Origin of the sequence: Shewanella sp. SP1S2-4, assembly GCF_031932075.1 — a bacterium.
In the GTDB taxonomy this organism is placed as follows: Bacteria; Pseudomonadota; Gammaproteobacteria; order Enterobacterales; family Shewanellaceae; genus Shewanella; species Shewanella baltica.
The window spans coordinates 59,686-82,305 of the sequence record NZ_JAUOET010000008.1 but is presented as its reverse complement, the minus strand read 5'-3'; the positions used below and the strand labels follow the sequence as shown (position 1 = coordinate 82,305).

Genomic DNA, 22,620 nt, shown 5'->3' with positions numbered 1-22,620 from the left:
GACTCATAAGTTGTGTGAGTCAGTGGTGCAAATCAGTGAGTCCGATTCGTGGCTCATACAAGCCATTCAAATAAGTGACTCATATAATCAACATGAGCCCCCTGAGTAGTGACGGTATTCGTTACTATGCAGGTTACTGATTTTGTTTGAGCAACGTGCTAGCAAGCGTATCGGCTGCGCTAATGGCGCTGATGCCTAAACCGCCGAGAAGGGCTTGCGGCGCGAGTGTTTGTATATGGCCATTTTTACCCGCAGGAGTATGGGCGAGTAGCGGCATCTCTTTTATCAGTTCTTGGGCAATGTGCGCGTTGGTTTGCTCTGTGGGGCTATCGCTGCGCTTTGACAGTAAAATAATGTCGGGCTTCAAGGATAAAATCCCTTCCTGAGACATACTTTTGTAGCCATCAAACTCGGCGATATTGTGTGCGCCTGATAGCGCGATAATGGTATCAGCGGCAGTGCCTTTACCGCCGACCCGTGCGCCACGGCCTTCTTGTAGCAGCATAAAGAGGATTTTTGGCTGCGCGCCAGCATCGCTTATTTGCTGTTTTTTATCCGCTAAGCTTTGCAGTTGTTGATGTAAGTCCTGCTTTAACTTAATGGCATTATCTGGACGATTGAGTAATTGACCTAAGGTATCCACATTGCTCATTAGCTGCGGCTCATCGTTCGTTGCGGGTAACTGCACGACTTGGATATTGGCTTGTTTCAATACATTGAGCGTGGTCTCAGGCCCCATAACATCCGAGCCGACAACCAGTGTTGGCGAGAGGGCGATAATGCCTTCGGCGGAGAGCATTCTGTGATAGCCAAGCTTAGCCACATGGGCTAAACCTTCAGGTACATAGCTGGTGGAGTCGATAGCGACCAACTCATTGCCCGCATCGAGGGCGAGCACTAGCTCAGTGACGCCCGTGCCCGCACTCACGAGTCTTATCTCACTTTCAGATTCAGCACTAAAGACGCTGGACGATAGCAAAGCTGCAAATGCTGAGGCGATAAATACCACTTTGCTTAATGGCTTAAATCGGCTTAACGGATTAAATGCGCACTTAGGCTTATGCGGATGGCCAAGGGCGCTAGTATCTATTTTTAATGACATTTTAGTTGCTTGAAACAACATGGTTGAACTCCTAATACAAACTTGTTCGCTACAGGCTTAGTTACTGTTTCTAACATCTGACTTTCAAAATGGTAGCTTTAAAAATCAGTATGTTAAGTTCAGTAGATTAAGATCAGTAAGTTAAAAGTCGTGGTTTACTGCCTGCATCTTTTCGTGTTGGTTTTGGTCTTTAGCTAGAGAGGCTGTACTAGCTGTGTCTCTGGCTCATTATTTAGCTTGCTCATTTGGCTTTTGGGGGCAGATAGCGGGCTTGGCAACGCACTAATGCTCCATCAATATTTGGGTCTGACTGATTGACAGCGTCTGCAGCAGCGCGAGCAGTTGCATCAAGGGCTCCACTGGCGCGGCCTTATCGGCGGCAATAACAACGGTCGCCTCTGGCATAGTCTTAAAATGTGCGGTAAACGCGGCGGTAAAAGTCGCTAAATCATCAAATGTCTCACTATCTATTGCCCAATAAGGCGCTGTCGCCATGATATTGATGGCAATCGTTGGCTTGTTGTCGATTGCAGTGATGGCCGAACTTGGGCTTTGCGGCACATCTACCGGCAAGCTGAGTAGTTGGCTGTTTGCCGTCAGCAGTAGAAATACCAACATGATAAAAATAATGTCGATTAACGCGGTTAAATCTAGGCTCGGAAGTTGCTCAGGCGAAGCAATGCCTGCCTGCGAGCGCGGTGATTCATCTGCACTTATCATGTCTGTGACTCAATCTGAGTATGGGCGTTGAATGCCGATTTTTGCTCAGTGCTGCTGTTGCTGACTTTGCTGAATGCTTGGTATTGATTGCTATCGATTGAAATATCTTCGATACCCGCTAACCACAGATTGAGTTGATTGAGCACGTGCCCTGCGCGCAGACATTGTCCTTGAGCCCAAATGCCAAATAGATGGGCGGCGGTAATCGCGGGCACGGCGATAATAAGCCCGGCTGCTGTGGTGTTCATCGCAAGGCCGAGTCCAGCGCTGAGTTGCGCTGGGGTAACTGGGCCTTGTGATTGCCCAAGCTGGGCAAACATGTCGATGAGTCCTAATACTGTGCCAAGTAGGCCGAGTAATGGGCTGATAATGCCAATCACTTGCAGAACCTTAAGCCCGGCTTGCAAGTCGCGTTGCTGTTTGTTGAGCCACAGACTGAGCAATTCTTCCCTTAGCACTTTGGGCTGGTGGACTTGTTTGAGTAACAAAGTAGCGCCACGGGCGAGTAAATCTTGTTGTGCGCTGGTTTGTGCGAGCAGCACGCTGACGTTTTCAGTGGTCGCCGCCGAGCTTGATTGACGCAATGCCTTTATCCAAGCCTGTTTTTTGGGCCAGATTGACAGCAGAGTTTGATGCAAAAACAAGGCACTACGTTCAAGGCAGATCATCAAAGCTAAAAAAGCACATAACAACAAGGGCCAAGTCAGCACGCCAAGTTGTGTCTGTAGGGTTGAAAAATCAGTTACGGGCATTAAGCCTCTCCAATCGATTGAAAAATCAGTTTTATACGTCATTGAGTGAATCAAAAAGTGAGCTTTACTATGGCTAGCTTTCAGCAATAAGATTAAGGCCCGCTAGTTAAGCGCGAAACGAATCGGCACTCTGACCTTGTAATGACTCGCTAGCCTTGGCGTCGGCGCCGCAAATTGCCAGTTCTCAACTGCAGCAATTGCTGCCTGATCAAGCAGGCTAAAGCCTGAGCTTTTTACTAACGTCAGCGCCAGTTGCTCGCCAAGTTCGTTAAACATCACTTCTATGGTTGCAGTGCCTTCGAGTCCTTTCTTACGCGCTATTCGCGGATAAGTCGGTTGTGGTGGCGCTGTAGTAAACAGCGGTTTGGCTAATTCCACTATGTTAGTATGGAGGCTGTCGTTAACTGGGGCATTGTCAGATGCTGCACTGGGTACATTTTGGGGCGTTTTTGCATCTAGTTCGGCAGTGTTAGCAATTAAATCCGTTTGTTCTTGTGCTGTTTTAGGCTCTGTTTTTAGTTCTAATTCTTGCTCAACATGTTCGGGCCGCTTATGTGCTAAAGCGTTCGTCCCTGATGGAGTTGTATCTGGATGACTTTGAGTCGTGGTTTTTTCGATTGAAGGTTTCTTAGCTAACTGGCTGCCAATTCTTTGATCAGCTTTGGTTTTTTTTATCGCCTCGATAACCGTCTTATCGACAGATTCTGCTGTTGATACTTTTCGCACTGTGCTGTTTACAGTGGCTATTTTGGCGTCTGTTTGAGTGGGCTCAATACTGACGTTGCTGCTTGCAGAGCTTGTTGTTGCAGCCAATTTAAGGGTGACACGATTTGCGCTCGGAGCGTTCGCCACTTGATTTACACTCGATGCTTGGGCGCTTTGCTGCATAGTGATAGCGGGTTGCGAGGCGATAACCCCCGTTTGTATGGCAACAGTTAACGCGCCAAAGGCAAGATATCGTTTTGGTGTCACAGCAACCTCTTTTCCCCAATAAAGCACTTCTGCTCATTTATCTTCGCTAATTAAGATATCTCAATATAAACAAGATCGCAAATGATAATGATTTGCATTTGATCTATTTTGTTATCTCAGGTAGAGTGCCTGCAATAGCTCGAATGAGCGCTTAAAAAAACAGCTAAACCGACAATTTATCCTACTTTATGGGTACTGATTGCCTTGGGCTCGATCTGGAAAGGGCTCAAGTTTGAAAGAGCCAAATCTGGAATGGAACATCTATAACAGACTCAATCTTAAAAGGATTGGCGTCTGGAAAGAGAGTCTGGGGTCAGTATTGAATTGCACGGATATAGCTGATTATCACTTGAGGATGAAGAGATGAAGAAAAAGCCGTTAGTGATCGCAATGGCGATAGCACTGAGCAGTACGGCCCTAAGTTTTACGTTAGCGGCAGAAGAAAATGTGAAGCCAGTTGTTCAAGGCGATGCGGATAAAAAACTCGTTACAACTGAGTTTGATGAAGTGCTAGTAAGCGCAACCCGCATCAGCGAGAAATCCTCCGAAACCAGCCGCAGCGTAGCCGTGGTGGGTGAAGAGCAACTTGCGGTTGCTCAAGCATCATCCGTGGCTAATGCCCTTAAAAACGAGGCCAATATTACGCTGACGAATGGCCCAAGAGCTTCATCTCAGGGGGTTGAAATCCGTGGTTTAAGTGGCAGTCGAGTACTGCAAACTATTGACGGAGCAAGACAAAATACCGACTCTGGCCACAGAGCAACTTTCTTTATGGACCCTGAGTTACTGAAATCCATTGAAGTGCTGCGCGGTCCAGCCAGTAGTTTGTGGGGCAGTGGCGCACTGGGTGGTGTCGTCGCGCAAAATACTAAGTCGGCACAAGACTTTTTAGCGCCAGATGAGACCTTTGGTGGCTATTTCAAACAAGGTTATGAAACCAATGGCTCGCGCACTAAAACCAGTGGCGCGATTTATGGTCGACAAGACAGTATCGATTGGTTATTGAACGGCTCTTACACCGACTCTAACAATATCAAAACCGGTAATGACGAAACCCTCAGCAACAGTGCATCTCATGGCAGCAGTGGTTTAGCTAAATTTGGTTGGCAAGCTGATGAAGCATCACGCTTAGAGTTATCTGCTAGAGTTAATAAGATCAATGAATTAGTGCCAAGTAATCCTTCTGCGGCAGCCAGTAATTCAATACCTTTAGTGCGTCGCAAGACAGACGATCAAAATATCACCTTAGATTACAGTTTTAATCCTGCCAATAACCCGTATCTAGATACTAAGATGCAAGTGTATTGGAACAGTACCGACTACGATGAAGACCGTATTACTAAGGGCCAGCTAGACAGCACTGAGTATCGCACTGTGGGCATTAACCTCAATAACAGTTCGCGCTTGGGGAATACATTGTTGACCTACGGCGTTGATGGCTTTCGCGATACCATAGAAACGACGCGTGATGATTCGGGTCAAGTGGGCCAGCGTCCGGGAAATATTGATGGTGAAACCACAGTATGGGGCGCTTTTACGCGGGCGGATATTGAGCTGACTCAGACGCTAAATCTGGATGCAGGTCTGCGTTATGACAGCTTTAAAAATGACAGTAACAACCTCAATTTATCCTCCGATGATAATGAGTTATCGCCATCACTAGGGCTAGTTTGGCAGACTCAATCTTGGTTGACCTTAAGTGCCCGTTACGATCAAGCCTTCCGCGCACCTTCGGTAGAGGAAATGTATTCTAGTGGCACCCATTACTGCATTCCACCTATTCCGGGATTTTTGCCCCAAGGTCTATGCAACACCTTTGCGACCAATCCGGATCTAAAGTCTGAAAAAGCCCGTAACAAAGAAATCAAAGCAGACTTACGTTTCAGTGAGTTAGCCGGTGATGATGAATTAGCGTTGACGTTCAACATCTTCCGTAACGATGTGGACGATTTCATCGTGCAGCAAGTGTCTAATCCTTGGCATGGTATTCCTGGGTTCGAGCAAACGACCTCATGGAATAACGTCGAAGATGCGCGTTTAACTGGCTTTGAAATTAGCGGTCGTTACCGAATTGGCCAAACTCGCTTAGCGATGAATTATGGCCAAACCCATGGTGAAGATCGTAAAAATGGCGGCGATATCGAAGGTATACCCGCCAATAAATTTAACGTTGATTTATCCCAAGGCATTATGGAAGGCGACATGAAGCTCGGCACTCGCGTTACTTATGTGGCGACGCAGTCGAATACGCCTGATGGCTTCAAAGTGGCGAAATACGACGATTACACCCTATGGGATGTGTATGTTGCGTGGGAGCCGACTATGGGCGCGATGGCGGGTGTGAGAGTGGATTTCGCCATCGAAAACATCGGCGATGAGAAGTACCAACAAGCGTGGCAAACCTTGTATCAACCGGGCCGTAATATGAAGTTATCGGCGCGCTATATGTTCTAAGCCACTCAATAATCACTACCGCTGGAGACAGTAAAATGAAGATGACACTCGATACCGAGCTCGATGTCGCGCCAGATTTAAACTCTGAGAAACGTCAGCTAAGTGAGCAACAGGCGCAATTGCGACAACGATTTGAACAACAAGCTGATTTAATGCCAGCGCAGCTCGCCAGTGAATTAGGCATTGCCGAGCTTGAAGTGGTCGCTGCATTGCCGCCCGAACAAGTGGTGTTTGTTCCGTTAACTCAGCTTGATACCTTACTGCAAGCCTTACCCAAATGGGGAAAGTTAACCACTATTGTGATGTTATCTGGCAGCGTATTTGAATTTAAAGGGGATTTCCCCGAGGGAAAATACGCCCACGGTTATTACAACCTCTACAGCAAGGGCGACGGTTTGCATGGTCATCTCAAATTAGATGCTATGCGCGGCATCACCTTGATCAGCAGACCTTTTAGAGGCAGCGAGAGCCATTCGATTAACTTTTTCGGCAGTGAAGGTGAGGTCGTATTCAAAGTGTATTTAGGTCGTGATAAACAAAGAGCGCTGTTTCCTGAGCAAGTTCGCCAATTTAAAGCGCTCGTGACTGCCTTTGCCTCGGTGTAATCAAACCTCTGAATTGAAGTATTAACGACAGTATTTAAGGAACACAGCAAATGAAGCCTGAAATTACCGAACAAGAACAGCGTTTAAGAGACAAACTCTTACCCGAAATTGAAGCCTTTAAACAGCAGCGCGAAACTCTGCAACTGGCCACCATTGGTACAGATGGCCAGCCGAATGCGAGTTATGCGCCCTTCGCACTGGCCGATGATGGTTTTTATATTTTGGTGAGTGACTTAGCCCGTCATGGTCATAACTTAAAGCACTCATCTAAGGTCTCTGTGATGCTTGTTGAAGATGAAACCGCGGCCAAATCGGTTTTTGCCCGCAAGCGTTTGACCTTCGATGCGATTGCCGAGGCCGTGCCCCGTGATACGCCCGCCTTCATTAAGGGCGTTAGTGTGTTATCGGCCCGTTTTGGCGAAATGTCCGATAACCTTGCGGCGTTAACTGATTTTAACTTATACAAGCTCGCGCCCCATCAGGGTCTTTACGTGAAAGGTTTTGGCCAAGCATTTAGCCTGAGCGGCGCAGAGTTGTTAGATGTGGATTGGAAGCGTGATGGCCACCATGGCACGCCAAAAACACCGGAAAACCAGCAAGTCGCTTAAGTCGCGCTAAGCGATGGCAATAAAACCAACCCGCACTCGCTGCGGGTTGGTTTTATGCTTTTCTTTTGAGTAAAACCACGCTTTGCCCTTGAATTTTACCGCAACAGGTAGCATCTCACTGATATGCTTTAAGCAAAGCTGCGCGGTTAACGGCTTGCAGATACCCAGTTCAGGCGAATGTTATGCTTGAATTGCCGTTCCCTACCGAAGGATATCCCAGTGACCGAGCCGACCGTCGAATTAGCCAAATCACCAAACCCCATTAAAGCGGGCGCAGAGCCATTGCCCGAAAAGTTAATTCCAGTCACGCCTACAACAAGCGCTGATGCATCGAAGGCTAAACTAACCTCGGCGCAGCAAAGATCCGTATTGCCTTGGATTGTTAGCTTTCTTAAACCTTACAAACTGAAAGTCGTCGCGGCGATTATTTGCTTGATGATAGGCTCGCTCGCTTGGTTATCATTGGGCCAAGGTGTGCGCTTAATGGTTGATGAAGGCTTTGTGCGCGACAACGCGCAGCGGCTGAATGAAATCATACTGTTAGTGCTTGGGATTACCGCTGTCAGTGGCACAGCGGTGTTTTGCCGCTTCTATTTAATGACTTGGCTCGGCGAGCGGGTCAGTGCCGATATTCGTCTAACTGTTTACAATCAACTACTTAAACTCTCCCCCGCCTTTTACGCTAAGGTTCGCACCGGCGAAGTTATCTCCCGTTTTACCGCCGACTCTACCTTGCTGCAAACCGTGGTGGGCTCGAGTTTGTCTATGGCACTGCGCTCTAGTGTGACGGTACTTGGTGGTTTGGTGATGATGGGGATCACCAGCGTTAAGATGACATTGCTGGTGTTGTTGGCCGTACCTTTAGTGTTGGGACCGGTGATTTTTTTCGGTCGTAAAGTGCGTACGCTGGCGCGAGAAAGCCAAGACAGGGTTGCCGATCTCGGTGCTTATGTGGATGAAACACTTCATGAAATCCATACGGTACAAGCCTATGGCCATGAAGATAAAGACCGTAGCTTATTCAATACCCGGGTCGAAGATGTGATGTCTGCGGCAAGCGGTCGCATTCGTTACCGTGCCTTGCTGATCTCAACCGTGATGTTTTTAAGTATCGCGGCGATTGCTATGGTGACTTGGGTCGGTGCCCACGATGTGATGGCGGGTAAGATGACGGGCGGCGAGCTATCCGCCTTTATGTTTTATGCTGTGATGGTTGCAGGCGCTGTGGTGACGATTAGCGAAGTAATAGGCGAAATTCAGCGGGCTTCTGGCGCCGCTGAACGTTTAATCGAACTGGCTGAAACGCAAGTGGATATTCCCGTTGCAACTCATCCTATTGTTTTACCCGCCAAGGTCAGTGGCGAGTTAGTCATAGAAGGACTCAACTTTGCCTATCCAGAGCATGATGCCTTAGTGCTAAAACAGCTCAATATGGCCATTGCCGCGGGTGAGCGGGTCGCCTTAGTCGGCCCAAGTGGCGCGGGTAAGAGTACCTTGTTCCAGTTATTGCAGCGCTTTTATGTGCCTAGCACTGGCAGTATTCGACTGGAAGGGACTGATATTGCCAAGCTTCTGCCACAGGATTTGCGGGCGCAGTTTGCTCTGGTGCCGCAGGACTCAGTGATTTTTGCGACCAGTGTGCTTGAAAACGTGCGTTATGGCCGAGTCGATGCGACTGAGCAAGAAGTGATTGATGCTTGTATTGCAGCCCGTGCCCACGAGTTTATTAGCGAATTTACTGACGGTTATCAAACCTATTTAGGCGAGCGTGGCGTGCGACTTTCTGGTGGGCAAAAACAGCGGATCGCCATTGCGCGGGCGATTTTAGCCGACAGACCCATATTGTTACTCGATGAAGCGACCAGCGCTTTAGATGCGGTAAGCGAGCAGAAAGTGAAGCAAGCGCTGGACGTATTGATGGCGGGTAAAACTACCTTGATTATTGCCCATCGCTTATCGACGGTGATCAATGCCGATAGGATTTTTGTGTTCGATAAGGGTGAGATTGTTGCCTGCGGGCGCCACCAAGAGTTGATGCAATCCAATGCGTTATATCGTGAATTTGCCAGTCTGCAATTGTTAACCGAAGAGGCCAATGCCAGCGCCTTGAATGAGACCATTTAAGTAAAATAAAACCCAGTTGCTAGCTGAAACGCTCAAGTTAGCTCACTGGGTCTTTTATTGTGCGTTTGTTGCTAAGCTTTGTTAATCAGCTTTGTCTTTAAGTACGGCACTTTAAGTACTGCACTTTAAGTGCGGTCTCTAAGCCTTATCTTTTAGCTCGCGGCGCAGAATTTTACCTACGGTACTCTTAGGTAATTGCGTCATAAATTCAATGACTTTTGGCAATTTATAGGCGGTTAATTGCTCGCGGCAAAAGGCTAGAATGGCCTCTTTTGCCTGTTGATGATCTTGGCTATCATCCTTGAGCACGATAAAGGCTTTAACCGCTTCGCCCGAGTGTTCATCCTTTACTCCCACCACGGCGCATTCGATCACACTTGGATGGCTCGCCAGCACGTTTTCCACCTCGTTGGGATAAACGTTAAAGCCTGAAACTATGATCATATCCTTTTTGCGATCAACAATTTGATGGAAACCTTCCGCTGTTGCTATGGCAATGTCACCGGTTTTAAAGAAACCCTCTGGAGTCATGGCATTGGCGGTTTCCTGCGGATTATTCCAATAACCTCGCATCACTTGTGGGCCACGCGCGGCTAATTCTCCCGCTGTACCTAAGGGCACTTCAAGGTTGTTTTCATCTAAGAGTTTAACTTCAGTGCCAATCACAGGTTTACCAATAGTGCCAAGCTTTTGATAACCGGGCGCATTGAGTGAAATCACCGGTGAGGTTTCAGATAATCCATAACCTTCGCTGATCATATTGCCTGTCGTCTGTTGCCAAATATTCGCCGCTGCGGCCGTGAGTGCAGTGCCGCCAGAGATAGTGATTTTTAAGTGGCTAAAGTCCAGCGCCTTAAACTCGGGTTGATGGCATAGGGCGACAAACAGGGTATTGAGGCCTGCAAATCCCGTGAAGGGGTATTTGGCGAGTGTCTTAATTAAGCCACTAATATCCCGTGGATTTGGAATTAATACCGAGCAACCGCCGCACTCGAAATACAGCACTAAGTTCACCATAAAAGCGTAAATATGGTAAATCGGCAGCGGCGCAACAAAGATATCTTCCCCTTCGGTGATCACGCTCGCGATGCGGGATTTTACCTGCGCCGCATTGGCGAGCATATTGCCGTGGGTCAACATGGCACCTTTCGATAATCCGGTCGTGCCACCTGTGTATTGCAACGCCGAGAGGTCGTCGAGATTGGAGATAAATCGGCTAAAGGGAAGGTCAGCACCTTGTTTTAAAATCTGACAAAACTCGACATTCTTAAGCCCTGTTTTTGGCTGCACATGCGGATCGATCAAATCTAAAGGATGGGTGGAGATGACGAGTTCTATTTGAGTACTGTCGATGACTTTGGCCAAGGTCGGCAATAGGTCGGATAACACCACGAGCGCTTTAGCACCAGAATCATTGAACTGATGAATAAGCTCGCGCTCTGTATATAAAGGATTCGTATTAACAAGGATAAGCCCAGCCCTGATTGCGCCGTAGGCCGCGATGACAAATTGGGTGATATTGGGCAATTGAATGGCGATGCGATCGCCGGGTTTGAGTGTGGTCTTATTCTGTAAATAGGCGGCAAAGTAACGAGAGTCGCGTTCTATCTCATTAAAACTGCTGGTTTTACCAAGGCAGGCATAGGCGGGTTTATCGCCATAACGCAGGCTGGTTTTCTCGATCAGATCGACCAGTGATGAGTAGTCTAGTTTGAGTTGAGAGTCTTGATCGTATGCCATGCTGAACTACCTCAAAGATGATGTTTATTAGTTGTTATTATTCTGGAGTTAAACAGGTGTTTAGATTAGAGGGTGTTAGCACTAGAGGTCAATGCTTATCGCGAAAAACATCGCTATGCCAATAACGGTATCTTTATGTAACAAATAGTATTTTTACTCTAAAGCTTAGGCGTTAAGGATAGCGTAATTATCGTGTAATCGATAAAGCACTAATAGTGCGTGAGTGGAGCGCATTCGAGATCTGTCTTTTGAGGATGAGTGCTTGATTTAGAACGGCGCTTAGGTTGATTCCCCAAGCGCCGATTTAGCGGTTAATGTAGACGGTTACCGATATTAACCGCTAAAGCCTAGGGACTGAAGAATCCAGTTTCTTGACTCACTTGCTGGCTTGGCTGTTTCACATCCGTCACCGAGAATTGGATCATTTTGCGCCCCGAGGGGATGGCATCCTTATCGGCTAATACAGTGACGGGATAGTCCACTTGTTCACCCGCAGCCAAGGTAATAATAGGATCGGCAATCAAGCTGAAGGGCATTTCACTGTCGACGGCGAGTTGATACTGCTTAGTGTCCTGCGTCTTGTTGCGGATCTTCAGCTGATAGGTGTTTTCAATCTTATTGTCAGCCGTTTCGCGGTACAGGCTTTGACGGTCCCGGATCACGTTAAGCTGGATCTCGCTGCGGCTATTCAAATCTAAACCTATCACTATGAGCATGATCACGACCGCTGCGCCGTAGCCTAAGAAACGCGGCGAGCGCCAATAGGAGTAGCTGACTCCCTTAAGATCATTCTCACTCATGTAGCCGATAAGGTTCGGTTTATAATCGAATTTCAACATGGTTTCATTACAAGCATCGACACAGGCACCGCAGTTGATGCACTCATATTGCAAGCCGTTACGAATATCTATTCCTGTTGGGCACACTTCGACACATAAATTACAGTCAACACAATCACCAAGATTACTCTCTCTGAGATTGCTTTCTTGCTTACGTTTACGCGGGCCGCGGGATTCACCGCGCTGTGCATCATAGGTCACGGTTTTAGTGTTGGCATCGAACATTACAGCTTGGAAACGTGAATAGGGACAGCAATGTAGACACATTTGCTCGCGCATCCAGCCCGCATTCAGATAAGTACAAATGGCGAAAAACCAGACCCAGCTAGTCACCCAAAAGCTGGCATTGCCTGTCAATATGTCGATATAGAGTTCGCGTGCGGGAATGAAATAGCTGATAAAACCACAGCCGGTGAGCAGGGCGGCGAGACCCCAAAGTAAGTGCTTGGTGCTTCTTTTACCTATTTTGCTGCCAGACCAGGACGCTTTGTCGAGTTGCTTGCGTTTGTTGCTGCTGCCTTCGATGCGCGTTTCTATCCACACATAGATAAAGGTCCACGCCGTTTGTGGGCAAAGATAACCGCACCAAACACGGCCCCAGAACACGGTGATAAAAAATAGACCGAAGGCCGCGGCGATAAAAATCCATGCGAGTAGGGTAAAGTCCTGCGGCCATAGCGTGATGCCAAAGAAGAAAAACTGTTGCTGGCTGATATCTAACAATATCGCTTGGCGGCCATCGATTGAGATAAACGGCAGGGCGAAAAACAACACGATCAGCAGGCTATTCATCATGGTTCGCAGGCGCTGAAAATCACCTTTCTGCTCACGAAAATGGATGTTGCCAGAGGGCGTATTGCTCCCTGTTGCAGTTTCGTTGGAGAGGATTTTAATCGGAATGTGCAGCTCGACTGAGGAAGGTTTCGCGTTCACACTCTTATTCACACTTGGAGAATTGGGGGTAACTTCGCTCTTGGGCATAAAAGGGTCCTAACGGCTTAAATAAGATTCGCCTCCCTATAGCAAGCGCTAGGCCAAGTTTTAACTGATTCAACCTTATGATATATATGGTTATTTTAATACTTTGGTTAGATGTTGATCGCGATATATCACACATTGGCGATATATCGCGTTTTTTGGTTGTGTGATTTGAGTTATATTTCACTCGATTGACGTTGGATCCCCAGTTTTTTCATCCGCGATCTTAACGTACTTGCCGGAACGCCTAGCACATTCGCCGCGCCGAGTGGACCGGATATTCGCCAGTTTAAGCGTTTAAGGGTCTGTTCTATATGCAAGGCTTCCGCTTCTGCTAAGGTTTGGCCTTGGGCTTGAGCTAAGGGGTTGTTGCTCGGCATCGCATGGATCTGCAGAATATCGCCTTGGGATAGAATGGCTTCGCGCTCGAGGATGTTTTGCAATTCGCGCACATTGCCCGGCCATGTATAAGCCATGAGCTTTTGCAGCCCTTTTTGGCTCACACCGCGGATTTTTTTACCTAACTTACGGTTCAAGCTGTGCAGTATATGGCTGACGAGTTCGGGGATATCTTCGATCCTCGCGCGCAGTGGTGGCACTTGAATAGGGAATACATTCAAGCGGTAATAGAGATCCATCCGAAATAATCCCTGCTCGACCCGCTTGAGTAAGTCGTGGTGACTGGCGGCGACCAAGCGAATATCTACTTGAATGGTTTCGCTGCCTCCGAGGCGTTCGAAGGATTGTTCTTGGATGACCCGCAGTAGTTTTGATTGGGCTTCTAAACTGAGTTCTGCCACTTCGTCGAGGAACAGCGTGCCTTGGTGAGCAAGTTCGAAGCGACCTTTACGGCGGCTGGTGGCACCGGTAAATGCGCCTTTCTCGTGACCAAAGAGTTCACTTTCTAACAAGGATGCTGAAAACGCGGCGCAGTTGACGCTGATCATCGGCTTGTCTTTGCGGCGACTGAGTTGATGTAAGTTACGGGCAACGAGCTCTTTGCCTGTGCCATTTTCACCACAAATGAGCACAGTACTGTCGGTATTGGCTACCATATGCAATTGCTGGATCATGTGGCGGATCACGCTACTGGCGCCCGAAATATCCACATCACCCGTTTTGTCAGCAAGTTCAGCCTGCAGATAATGATTCTCCGAGGCGAGTCGCTCCGAGAGCGCCTGCACTTGCGCCAATGCTTGGCGTAATGACTGCTCCGTTTGCTTTTGGATACTAATGTCACGAAATATCGCGACTACGCCAATGAGTTCATTATCACGGTAAACGGGCGTAGAACTGTAATGCACGGGAAAGCTACTCCCATCTTTACGCCAGAACACATCATGGGTGATTTCGCGGGTAATGCCATCCTTTAAGGTGTTGTAAATTGGGCAATCTTCTTGGGGATAATGGCTACCATCGGCATGGCTGTGATGATGACAGTTATGGATATTTTTGCCCAGTAACTCTTCATTTTTCCAACCTGTCATGCGTTCAGCCGCGGGATTGATGAACACCGCATTCCCGCTTAAATCAAATCCATAAATACCTTCACCGACAGCGTTAAGCAGTAACTGATTTTCAGGCAAGAAATGCTTATCGACTGATTTTTGATTATTGACCGAAATCTCATTTGTCATCTGCGGTACTCAAGCTTGGCTGGTATTGCCCGAGTATACCTTAAGTTGCATGTCGCGATATATCGTGTCTTTGATTGAGTTAGTGAGTATTTCCCACTTTATGGTGACTTATGGTTTTACATTTTGGCGCCCTAAAGTGCATTTTACCTAACGACACACCTTAAAAAATATTCACTTATAACAAACTGATCTAAAAGAGAAATGACTAATATTCATTCAAAAGTCTGATTTAATATTGGATATTGTCTTATTTATGTTATAAAAATGTTCTTGTTATGTAAAAAATAACTTTGTATTGACCGTGGTAGCAAGGTTTTAGGGACGATAATCACATAAAGCAGGTCAGGTATTCTAAAAATAATAAGCAGTTGGGATGAATATGATGACCTCAAAGAAGCAGAAGTTTGGATTAAGTGCAGTCAGTTTGGCGATTACATTAGCTTTGTCTGGTAGCTTCATTAGCCCGCAAGCCATGGCTGAGGAAGAAGACGCTGCTGTTAAAAATGAAGGCGTGGAAAAGATTGCGGTTGTTGGTTCACGTGCGGCACCACGCTCAATCGGCGATTCCCCCGTTCCAATTGATATTATTAGTAGTGACGACCTTAAAAAGAATGGTTCGACTGACATGATTGATATGTTAGTGACATCGGTACCTTCGTTTAACTCGCGCGCTCAACCCATCAGTGATGCGGCAACCTTAGTACGTCCCGTTAACTTACGTGGTTTGCCTTCCGACAGTACCTTAGTGTTAGTCAATGGTAAGCGTCGTCACCGCGCAGCTGTGATTGCGTTCCAAGGCGGCGGCATTAACGATGGTGCTCAAGGCCCTGATATTTCAGTTATTCCTGGTTCTGCATTGAAGCAAGTCGAAGTGCTGCGTGACGGAGCTGCGGCGCAATATGGCTCTGATGCGATTGCAGGTGTCATGAACTTTGTCTTAAAAGATAATTCCGATGGTGGCTCCATCACAGTGACCCAAGGTGAATATTACGAGGGGGACGGTGCCACAACCACAGTCGAAGGCGATGTTGGTTTACCGCTGACAGATAATGGCTTCGTTAACTTAAGCTTCCAGTATAAAAATGCGGATGCAACCAGTCGAAGTGTGCAGCGTCCCGATGCGGCTAACTTAGCAGAGCAGGGTAATACAGCGATTAATGACCCCGCTCAAGTATGGGGTAATCCTGAAATTAATGATGACTACTCAGTGTTCATCAACTCAGGCTTAGACATTAATGCCAATATGCATGCCTATGCCTTTGGTAACCTGTCTTCCCGCGATGCTGTGGGGGGATTTTATTATCGTAATCCGCAGGACCGCAGTAATGTGTATACCCCTCCTGAAGGCGGTAATTTATTAGTCGGAGCTATAAATGGTGATCAATCGTCTTGTGTGGTAGTGCCAATTCCTAAAGTTGATACAAACAACGACGGTATTCCCGATGCTGATGGTAACGTCTTAGATACCGATGCTTATAAGGCCATGGTTGCCGATCCCAATTGCTTTGCCATGAACCAAATTTTCCCCGGTGGTTATACACCGCAGTTCACTGGGACCATTGAAGATATGTCTTTCTTCGCCGGTGTAAAGGGCGATATCGGCGAGTGGAATTACGATTTCAGCGCCGGTACCGGTAGTAACAAAGCCAGCTTCGGCCTTAAAAACTCGTTAAACCCATCATTGGGATTAGATACCCCAACTGATTTCGATACCGGTGCCTATGAGCAAGTTGAAACCACAGTTAACCTCGACTTTTCGCGTTTTATTACCTTAGGCGGCTTCGAAGACATTAGTTTTGCTTCTGGTTTTGAATGGCGTAATGAGTCATTTGAGATTTTTCAAGGTGATGAAGCCTCTTGGATTGCCGGCCCCTATGCCGAGCAAGGCTTCAGCATCGGCTCGCATGGATTTAAAGGTTTTGGCCCTGAGTCTGCGGGTAAAAATTCCCGCCACAATATTGGTATTTATACGGATTTAGAAGCCTATTTAAGTGATGACTGGTTACTCGGTTTAGCGCTGCGTTACGAAGATTTTTCGACCTTTGGTGATACGTTAAATTACAAGCTGACGGCGCAGTATTCCGCAACGGATGAGTTGTCATTCCGCGCTTCACACAGCACGGGCTTTAGAGCACCAACGGTAGGTCAAGAAAACGTTGTCAATACGCAGACATCGATTATTGATGGTCAGTTGATCCAGACGTTTATTGCGCCACCCACCGATCCACTTGCGGCATTTTATGGCGGGGAAGTGTTAAAGCCTGAAGAGTCAACAAGCTATGCGTTAGGCTTAGTGTATGAATACGAAAGCTTTTTCTTAACGGTCGATTATTACAACATTGGCGTTGAGGGTCGTATTGCGCAGTCGAGTAAGATTGATGTTGAAGCTAAAGACTATGATGCGCTGCGTGCAGCGGGCGTTGAGTTCCCTGAGTTGATCCAAGGCGTGAGTTATTACACCAACGACTTTGATACTACGACTCAAGGTATCGATATCGTCGCCTCCTATGATGCGGAAATTCTGTCGGGTAATGCTAAATTCAGTCTTGCCTATGGTTGGACCGATACCAGCGTTGATAAATACGATCCCGAAACCACTGATGAAGGCAAGGTTCGGCGTTTAGAAGATGGTATTCCTGCACACCGTGCAACCTTGACCTGGGCGCAGTCATGGGATCAATTAAGCATGTCACTGCGTGGTAACTACTTCGGTGAGTACTATGCGACTCATGCTGACGATACCTCTGATTGGGGTTCTGAAATGGCCGATGCTGCAGTCACCATAGATCTGGAAGTGAGCTATGAGTTATTTGATGGCTTAACCCTGGCGGTAGGGGCAAATAACCTATTCGACCAAAAAGCGCAAAAGCTGAAAGTGGGCGATGATTACGCTTATTCTCAACTTGGTGGCGTTTACTATGAAAGTGGGCCATTCGATTACAACGGTGGCTTCTACTATGGCCGTGTAAATTACCGTTTTTAATGAGTAAGCCAATTTATAGAAGCGATTTCTAACCCACCTTTCAAGAAATTTGGCTTTTATAGATTTGAAGTGAAGTGAGCAAAAAGGCTGCAGTGCAGCCTTTTTTATTGGTTATTTTTCCGTTAACTGCGATTCGTTTGTGCGGCAGCAAGGCCGTTCAGCACATCACTCATACTGAGTTTTGACGGCAAAAGAATGCCATTGGGTGCGCTTGGACCGTAGATTTTATTGTAGGGCGTACCAGGTACACCTTCATGGCGCATATAGCTTTCAATCGTTTTGTTGGCCTCACTCCAGTTGCCTTGCATCAGGATAATGTTGTCTGCCATTAAGGCATTCACAATTTGTTCCCTGTGGGTGACTTCGGCTTTATTGGTTTGGCAGATGGTGCACCAATCTGAAGTAATATCGACAAATACGGTATAGCCTTGGGCAACCAGAGGCGCAATTTGCTCGGGCGCTAAGGTGTGCCATTGCAGTTTTTGATAGGCTTGATAATCCTCGCCTTTATGCACAAATCCAATAATAGCGCCGAGTCCTAAGGCGAAAAATCCCAGTACAAAGATTACCGCTAGCGGTATGATTTTTCCTTTTTGTCTTTGCCAAATCAGCAGCAAGATAGCGCCGATTAATAGACAAAGAATGATAATACTGATCAGAGTAATAGTGCTCATAAAACTTCCTGCTGGAGAATGGCGTGCCTTTATTAAACATAGAGGCTTAGGAATACAGACTTAGATTCGTGCTTATCTTAGCGGTTAACGGCTTAAATCAGCGTGAATTTATGGGATTTCATTTGAGCTGCCCTTTGACGCATTCAGTTGCAATTGTGTTTTGCGCCTGCTGTTGAGTCTTTGTAAGCTGGGCAAGATGATAGTTACCGCTATAACAAAAATAAAAGGAAATAAGATGACACCTTTACTATCGCGTCGACGCTCGTCGGCTAGGCCGCTTTGGTCATTATTACTGTTGCCGTTGATCATATTCTGCTCGAGCCTGAGCTATGCCGAACCCGCCAAAAAGGCCGAAGATAAAGCCGACAAGCTTGTCCCTGAGGTGGTTAAAACCGAGCATAAGATGACGATTCAAGGGCAAAAAGTCAGTTATCAAGCGATAAGTGGCGAGACTATTTTAAAGGATGATAAAGACGAACCGCTGGCGAGTATTTTCTCTATTACCTATTTACGTGACGATGTTAAAGACAGCAACAAACGCCCCGTAACCTTTATTTTTAACGGCGGTCCGGGCTCGGCCTCGCTCTGGTTGCACATGGGCTTATTTGGTCCTAAACGTGTGGTGGTGCCGGATGCAAAGGACGATGGCGCAGCACCTTATCGTATTGAATCAAACGATTACTCTATGCTTGATGAGTCCGATCTCGTGTTCATCGATCCCGTAGGTACTGGTTTTAGCCGCGCCTTAGGCGATAAAAAAGGTGCGGATTTTTGGGGCGTGAAAGAAGATGCCCAGTCGATTGCCGAGTTTATTCGCCGCTGGTTGATTGAGCATAAACGTTGGAACTCCCCTAAATATTTGGCCGGCGAGAGTTACGGAACTACCCGCGCGGCAGCACTTGTGAATGAATTGCAGGGCGGTTGGACTGACATTTCGGTCAATGGAATTATGCTGATTTCATCCATTCTCGATTTTAGTCATGCCCGCTACCAACCGGGTAATAATCAACCATACATTGGTTTTTTACCGACCATGGCGGCGACGGCTTTTTACCATAATAAAGTCAGCGCTACGGATAAAGCTTTAGGGCTGGAGGCTTTTATTGAGGAGGCGCGCCAGTTTGCGATCAAAGATTATGCCCTCGCGTTGTTGCAAGGCAGCCGCTTAACACCCGAGGCATATCAAGCTGTACGTCAAAGCTTGGCGCGCTTTACGGGTTTAAGTGAGCACTATTTAGATCGTGTTAATTTGCGCGTGAGCGCCAGTCGATACACTAAGGAGCTGCTCAGAGAGCAAGATTTGACGATAGGACGCTTAGACAGCCGCTACACAGGTAAAGACTACGACAGTGGCGGCGACTCAACCGACGATGACCCATCAGGTTATGGGATTGATGGTGCTTATACGGCTGCCATGCATCAATATCTGTATGACGATTTGGGCGTGACCTTATCTCGTCCTTTCAATGTACTTTCCGTTGATGTGAACCGGGGCTGGAACTGGAATATCAGCGGTAAGCAGATGCACTATGTCAACGTCGCGCCTTATCTTGGTCAAGCGCAGCGTGAGAACAAAGATCTGCGGATTTTTGTCGGCAACGGTTACTTTGACTTTGCGACACCATTTTTTGCCACCGAAAATACCTTTGCCGATAACGGCATAGATAATAGTCGTGTGAGTATGCATTACTATAAAGCGGGGCACATGATGTACGTTGAGCCCGAATCTTTAACCCAGTTAGTGAAGGATATCCGTGCTTTTTATCAGCCTAAATAGCCGTTAATTTATCGACAAACGGATTGATTAGCGTTAACGCCTTAATGGCGCGATGCTAGAATAGCAAACAAGTTAAGGCCCCAGAGTTTATCTACATCAATGGGGCCTTTTTATTCGGCGTAAGGTGTGTTCAATGAGTTTTAGTACTTGGTTAGGTTTATTGGCTATTTGTTGTTTGGGGGCTATGTCGCCGGGCCCAAGTTTAGCTATGGTGGTGCGCCATACCTTAGGCGGTGGACGGGGCAAGGGCATAGTGTGTGCGTGGGCACATTCGATAGGCATTGGGATTTATGCGTTGGTGACGTTACTCGGCTTAGCGGTTGTACTTAAAAAGGCGCCCTTAGTCTTTAATGGCATTGCGATTCTCGGTGCTTTGTATCTGGCTTGGATGGGAGTTCAGGCGCTGCGTTCCAAGGGCGGTATGCAAGCTAAATTGGCCGCAGGGGAGGCGACAGATACCTTGACAGCAGCTCGTGATGGTATCGCCATTTCCTTATTTAATCCTAAAATCATGCTGTTTTTCCTCGCGTTATTCAGCCAATTCGTGATGGTGGCCGACAGCATGACGGCTAAAGCTTTAATCGTTTTTACCCCTTTAGTGGTCGATGGACTTTGGTATACGCTTATCGCTTTATTGTTATCCCACTCAAGCGTGTTGCCTAAACTACGGGAAAAGGCAGGGTTAATTGATAAGTTGTCCGGCGTGGTGTTGATACTGCTGGCATTCCGCGTGGTATACACGCTTTAGTTATTGATTGCAGGTCATCTGTTTCAACAAACAAAAACGCCATCAATCGATGGCGTTTTTTATGTTTTCGCTATGCATGAAAGGCATGCTTAGCCTTTAAACATTTGCACTGAATTGTCGGTCTCTTCTGCCACCGCTTCTTGGAGAATTGGCGGATTCGCGATGTGATCGTCTAAGTTGTCACTCAGCATTTCTTTGAATTCACTGCTAAACCATTCTAATGCGCTTTCTTTCTCGGCGCCGAGATCCGCTGATTTAATTGCGGCTTCGAAGGCGTTAAAACGTGCCGCGGCAAAACGCAGTGCCGTGCCCACTTTACCTACATCTGCTTCTTGTTGACTTAGCTGATTGGCTAAGGCAATAAACTGATCGGCAAGTTCGTAAATGGTGGTGTTGCTCGTGTCGGTCATGGCGTTCACTCTAAAAGTAACAGATTAAAGTTCGATTCTAACTTAATTGACGTAAGAAGGAATCGTCAGGCATTAACTATTGGGATCTGTGTCGGTAATGACGACTCCGGTTTGGGAGTCATAACTGATCGAGAGTTTGTCGTTTGTTCGATAGAAATAAGTGCACTGGCCAGGATTGGTATAACTGGCTTTGTAGTCGGTTTCTGTCGCATCAACATTTAAGCGCGAGACACTCGGTTGGGTATTTTGGAATAATACTTCCCATACCGAGATACAGTCTTCGACATTATCAAGCGACGGTGAGGCTTCATTACCAAAGATATAGTGCTGTGCAGGCCAGCCGAAGGCGTTAAAATCCACTTGTTCAGATTGCGCAGTGCCAAATACGGGTAAGTCTTCTTTTGGACCTGAGCCCACTTTTACCGCCCAAACGGAGCGGGCCAGATTAATGGCTGACTTAAAGCCACCGCCTGCGGCTTTGACTGTGGCGATTTGCGCATCTTGCTGCACATTGATAAATTTTGGCAGGGCCACTACCGCTAAAATACCGAGCACTATGATGACCACCACAAGCTCTATTAAGGTGAAACCCGTTTGATGTCGTTGTATCAATTTATCAGAATGTTGGATCATCATGGCGTATTAGACAGTGCGAGAATGGGCGCACTATAGCATTTAAATTCGAATGTTTTAAATTGAAAGTCTTAAAGCGAAACACTGCAAACATAGCCTTATCACTTATCGACAAGCATAACCTTCAAACTTGCCATTCTACAGCAGGGCTTTTAAGCTAACCCGATAATAGGATTGAGGAAGTAAAATCGTGACTCAGGCGACATGGCAAACATTTATCGATGAGCAAAGGGCTTTGCCTTATTTTCAGCAACTAAGTGCATTTGTAGACAATGAACGTAGGGCTGGGAAAGTGGTTTATCCCCCCGAAGCCGATGTTTTTAATGCTTTTACTATGACTCCGCTTGAAAAGGTTAAAGTGGTATTGATTGGCCAAGATCCCTATCACGGCCCAGATCAAGCCCATGGTTTATGCTTTTCGGTCAAACGCGGTATTAAACCGCCGCCTTCCTTAGCCAATATGTACAAGGAATTAGCGACAGATATTGATGGCTTTACCATTCCATCCCACGGGGATTTATCCGCATGGGCGGAGCAGGGGATATTAATGCTCAATACGGTGCTGACCGTTGAGCAAGGCAAGGCGCACTCCCATGCCAAAGCGGGTTGGGAAGTGTTTACGACTGCCGTGCTGGAATTATTAAATCGCCAGACTCAGCCGATTATCTTCGTGCTTTGGGGCAGTCATGCCATCAAAAAAGGTCAAGTGATTAACGCACCGCAACATCAAGTGCTTACTGGGCCGCATCCTTCACCTTTATCGGCCTATCGGGGTTTTTTTGGCTGTGGGCATTTTTCTCAAGTGAATCAATTATTACTTGAGCGGGGCGAGGCGCCGATCCGCTGGCAGGTTTAATCTTAGGG

The 22,620-nt window shown here is 47.0% G+C and carries 18 protein-coding genes; 8 read left to right on the top strand and 10 right to left on the bottom strand.

The genetic code is table 11. The features are described 5' to 3' along the window. Positions 1–133: 133 nt before the first annotated feature. The 4 genes from Q4Q52_RS10090 to Q4Q52_RS10075 form a co-directional block, all read right to left on the bottom strand. Positions 134–1,123: a hemin ABC transporter substrate-binding protein gene (locus Q4Q52_RS10090; protein WP_311990524.1), complete on the bottom strand. Its 990-nt coding sequence runs from the start codon at positions 1,121–1,123 to the stop codon at positions 134–136. A gap of 261 nt (positions 1,124–1,384) precedes the next feature. Continuing rightward, entirely contained in the window at positions 1,385–1,822 is a 438-nt protein-coding gene (locus Q4Q52_RS10085) for a biopolymer transporter ExbD (RefSeq protein ID WP_311990523.1), read from the bottom strand. Next, positions 1,819–2,574: a MotA/TolQ/ExbB proton channel family protein gene (locus Q4Q52_RS10080; RefSeq protein ID WP_311990522.1), complete on the bottom strand. Its 756-nt coding sequence runs from the start codon at positions 2,572–2,574 to the stop codon at positions 1,819–1,821. Before Q4Q52_RS10080 ends, Q4Q52_RS10085 begins: the two co-directional genes overlap by 4 nt. Before the next feature lie 102 nt (positions 2,575–2,676). Beyond that, positions 2,677–3,546 carry a TonB family protein gene (locus tag Q4Q52_RS10075; protein WP_311990521.1) on the bottom strand — a complete coding sequence of 290 codons (870 nt, stop codon included), beginning with the start codon at positions 3,544–3,546 and terminating at the stop codon, positions 2,677–2,679. A gap of 363 nt (positions 3,547–3,909) precedes the next feature. Here Q4Q52_RS10075 and Q4Q52_RS10070 point away from each other — a divergent pair, with 363 nt between their 5' ends. The 4 genes from Q4Q52_RS10070 (at position 3,910) to Q4Q52_RS10055 (ending at position 9,337) form a co-directional block, all read left to right on the top strand. Further along, entirely contained in the window at positions 3,910–6,000 is a 2,091-nt protein-coding gene (locus Q4Q52_RS10070) for a TonB-dependent hemoglobin/transferrin/lactoferrin family receptor (RefSeq protein ID WP_311990520.1), read from the top strand. A gap of 35 nt (positions 6,001–6,035) precedes the next feature. Continuing rightward, positions 6,036–6,605 (top strand): heme utilization cystosolic carrier protein HutX, encoded by a 570-nt coding sequence (hutX, locus tag Q4Q52_RS10065; protein WP_311990519.1) that lies wholly within the window; start codon positions 6,036–6,038, stop codon positions 6,603–6,605. Positions 6,606–6,655: 50 nt separating this feature from the next. After that, the gene (gene hutZ / locus Q4Q52_RS10060) at positions 6,656–7,213 is read left to right on the top strand and encodes a heme utilization protein HutZ (RefSeq protein ID WP_311990518.1); all 558 of its coding nucleotides are present in this window, start codon (positions 6,656–6,658) and stop codon (positions 7,211–7,213) included. A gap of 219 nt (positions 7,214–7,432) precedes the next feature. After that, a complete protein-coding gene (locus tag Q4Q52_RS10055; RefSeq protein WP_311990517.1) occupies positions 7,433–9,337 on the top strand; it encodes an ABC transporter transmembrane domain-containing protein in 1,905 nt (634 codons plus the stop codon). A 138-nt stretch (positions 9,338–9,475) separates the two neighbouring features. Here the strand turns inward: Q4Q52_RS10055 and Q4Q52_RS10050 are convergent, their stop codons facing one another. The 3 genes from Q4Q52_RS10050 to Q4Q52_RS10040 form a co-directional block, all read right to left on the bottom strand. Then, on the bottom strand, positions 9,476–11,077 hold the full coding sequence (locus Q4Q52_RS10050) for an AMP-binding protein (protein WP_311990516.1): 1,602 nt from the start codon (positions 11,075–11,077) through the stop codon (positions 9,476–9,478). Between the two features lie 347 nt (positions 11,078–11,424). Continuing rightward, entirely contained in the window at positions 11,425–12,897 is a 1,473-nt protein-coding gene (ccoG, locus tag Q4Q52_RS10045; protein ID WP_311989070.1) for a cytochrome c oxidase accessory protein CcoG, read from the bottom strand. A gap of 173 nt (positions 12,898–13,070) precedes the next feature. Further along, positions 13,071–14,531 carry a sigma 54-interacting transcriptional regulator gene (locus tag Q4Q52_RS10040; RefSeq protein ID WP_311990515.1) on the bottom strand — a complete coding sequence of 487 codons (1,461 nt, stop codon included), beginning with the start codon at positions 14,529–14,531 and terminating at the stop codon, positions 13,071–13,073. 379 nt (positions 14,532–14,910) lie between these two features. Between Q4Q52_RS10040 and Q4Q52_RS10035 the strand changes: the two genes are divergently transcribed. Next, a complete protein-coding gene (locus Q4Q52_RS10035; protein WP_311989082.1) occupies positions 14,911–17,514 on the top strand; it encodes a TonB-dependent receptor in 2,604 nt (867 codons plus the stop codon). 122 nt (positions 17,515–17,636) lie between these two features. Here the strand turns inward: Q4Q52_RS10035 and Q4Q52_RS10030 are convergent, their stop codons facing one another. Then, on the bottom strand, positions 17,637–18,188 hold the full coding sequence (locus tag Q4Q52_RS10030) for a thioredoxin family protein (RefSeq protein ID WP_011846020.1): 552 nt from the start codon (positions 18,186–18,188) through the stop codon (positions 17,637–17,639). A gap of 235 nt (positions 18,189–18,423) precedes the next feature. On the opposite strand from Q4Q52_RS10030, the gene Q4Q52_RS10025 reads away from it, so the two are divergent. Next, a complete protein-coding gene (locus tag Q4Q52_RS10025) occupies positions 18,424–19,965 on the top strand; it encodes a S10 family serine carboxypeptidase-like protein (RefSeq protein WP_311989068.1) in 1,542 nt (513 codons plus the stop codon). A gap of 133 nt (positions 19,966–20,098) precedes the next feature. Beyond that, on the top strand, positions 20,099–20,713 hold the full coding sequence (locus tag Q4Q52_RS10020; protein ID WP_220777044.1) for a LysE family translocator: 615 nt from the start codon (positions 20,099–20,101) through the stop codon (positions 20,711–20,713). Between the two features lie 89 nt (positions 20,714–20,802). Here Q4Q52_RS10020 and Q4Q52_RS10015 read toward each other — a convergent pair whose 3' ends face one another. Then, on the bottom strand, positions 20,803–21,123 hold the full coding sequence (locus tag Q4Q52_RS10015; protein ID WP_106649673.1) for a DUF3144 domain-containing protein: 321 nt from the start codon (positions 21,121–21,123) through the stop codon (positions 20,803–20,805). Positions 21,124–21,195: 72 nt separating this feature from the next. Next, positions 21,196–21,759 (bottom strand): Tfp pilus assembly protein FimT/FimU, encoded by a 564-nt coding sequence (locus tag Q4Q52_RS10010; RefSeq protein WP_006080520.1) that lies wholly within the window; start codon positions 21,757–21,759, stop codon positions 21,196–21,198. 187 nt (positions 21,760–21,946) lie between these two features. Between Q4Q52_RS10010 and ung the strand changes: the two genes are divergently transcribed. Next, positions 21,947–22,612 carry a uracil-DNA glycosylase gene (gene ung, locus Q4Q52_RS10005; protein WP_115335329.1) on the top strand — a complete coding sequence of 222 codons (666 nt, stop codon included), beginning with the start codon at positions 21,947–21,949 and terminating at the stop codon, positions 22,610–22,612. Positions 22,613–22,620 lie beyond the last annotated feature (8 nt).

Coding starts and splice junctions, on each gene's coding strand:
- Q4Q52_RS10040 (WP_311990515.1), bottom strand. CDS start 14,531: ATGACAAATGAGATTTCGGTCAATAATCAAAAATCAGTCGATAAGCAT.
- Q4Q52_RS10085 (WP_311990523.1), bottom strand. CDS start 1,822: ATGATAAGTGCAGATGAATCACCGCGCTCGCAGGCAGGCATTGCTTCG.
- Q4Q52_RS10020 (WP_220777044.1), top strand. CDS start 20,099: ATGAGTTTTAGTACTTGGTTAGGTTTATTGGCTATTTGTTGTTTGGGG.
- Q4Q52_RS10050 (WP_311990516.1), bottom strand. CDS start 11,077: ATGGCATACGATCAAGACTCTCAACTCAAACTAGACTACTCATCACTG.
- Q4Q52_RS10030 (WP_011846020.1), bottom strand. CDS start 18,188: ATGAGCACTATTACTCTGATCAGTATTATCATTCTTTGTCTATTAATC.
- ccoG (WP_311989070.1), bottom strand. CDS start 12,897: ATGCCCAAGAGCGAAGTTACCCCCAATTCTCCAAGTGTGAATAAGAGT.
- Q4Q52_RS10035 (WP_311989082.1), top strand. CDS start 14,911: ATGATGACCTCAAAGAAGCAGAAGTTTGGATTAAGTGCAGTCAGTTTG.
- Q4Q52_RS10025 (WP_311989068.1), top strand. CDS start 18,424: ATGACACCTTTACTATCGCGTCGACGCTCGTCGGCTAGGCCGCTTTGG.
- Q4Q52_RS10015 (WP_106649673.1), bottom strand. CDS start 21,123: ATGACCGACACGAGCAACACCACCATTTACGAACTTGCCGATCAGTTT.
- hutZ (WP_311990518.1), top strand. CDS start 6,656: ATGAAGCCTGAAATTACCGAACAAGAACAGCGTTTAAGAGACAAACTC.
- Q4Q52_RS10090 (WP_311990524.1), bottom strand. CDS start 1,123: ATGTTGTTTCAAGCAACTAAAATGTCATTAAAAATAGATACTAGCGCC.
- Q4Q52_RS10080 (WP_311990522.1), bottom strand. CDS start 2,574: ATGCCCGTAACTGATTTTTCAACCCTACAGACACAACTTGGCGTGCTG.
- Q4Q52_RS10010 (WP_006080520.1), bottom strand. CDS start 21,759: ATGATGATCCAACATTCTGATAAATTGATACAACGACATCAAACGGGT.
- hutX (WP_311990519.1), top strand. CDS start 6,036: ATGAAGATGACACTCGATACCGAGCTCGATGTCGCGCCAGATTTAAAC.
- Q4Q52_RS10070 (WP_311990520.1), top strand. CDS start 3,910: ATGAAGAAAAAGCCGTTAGTGATCGCAATGGCGATAGCACTGAGCAGT.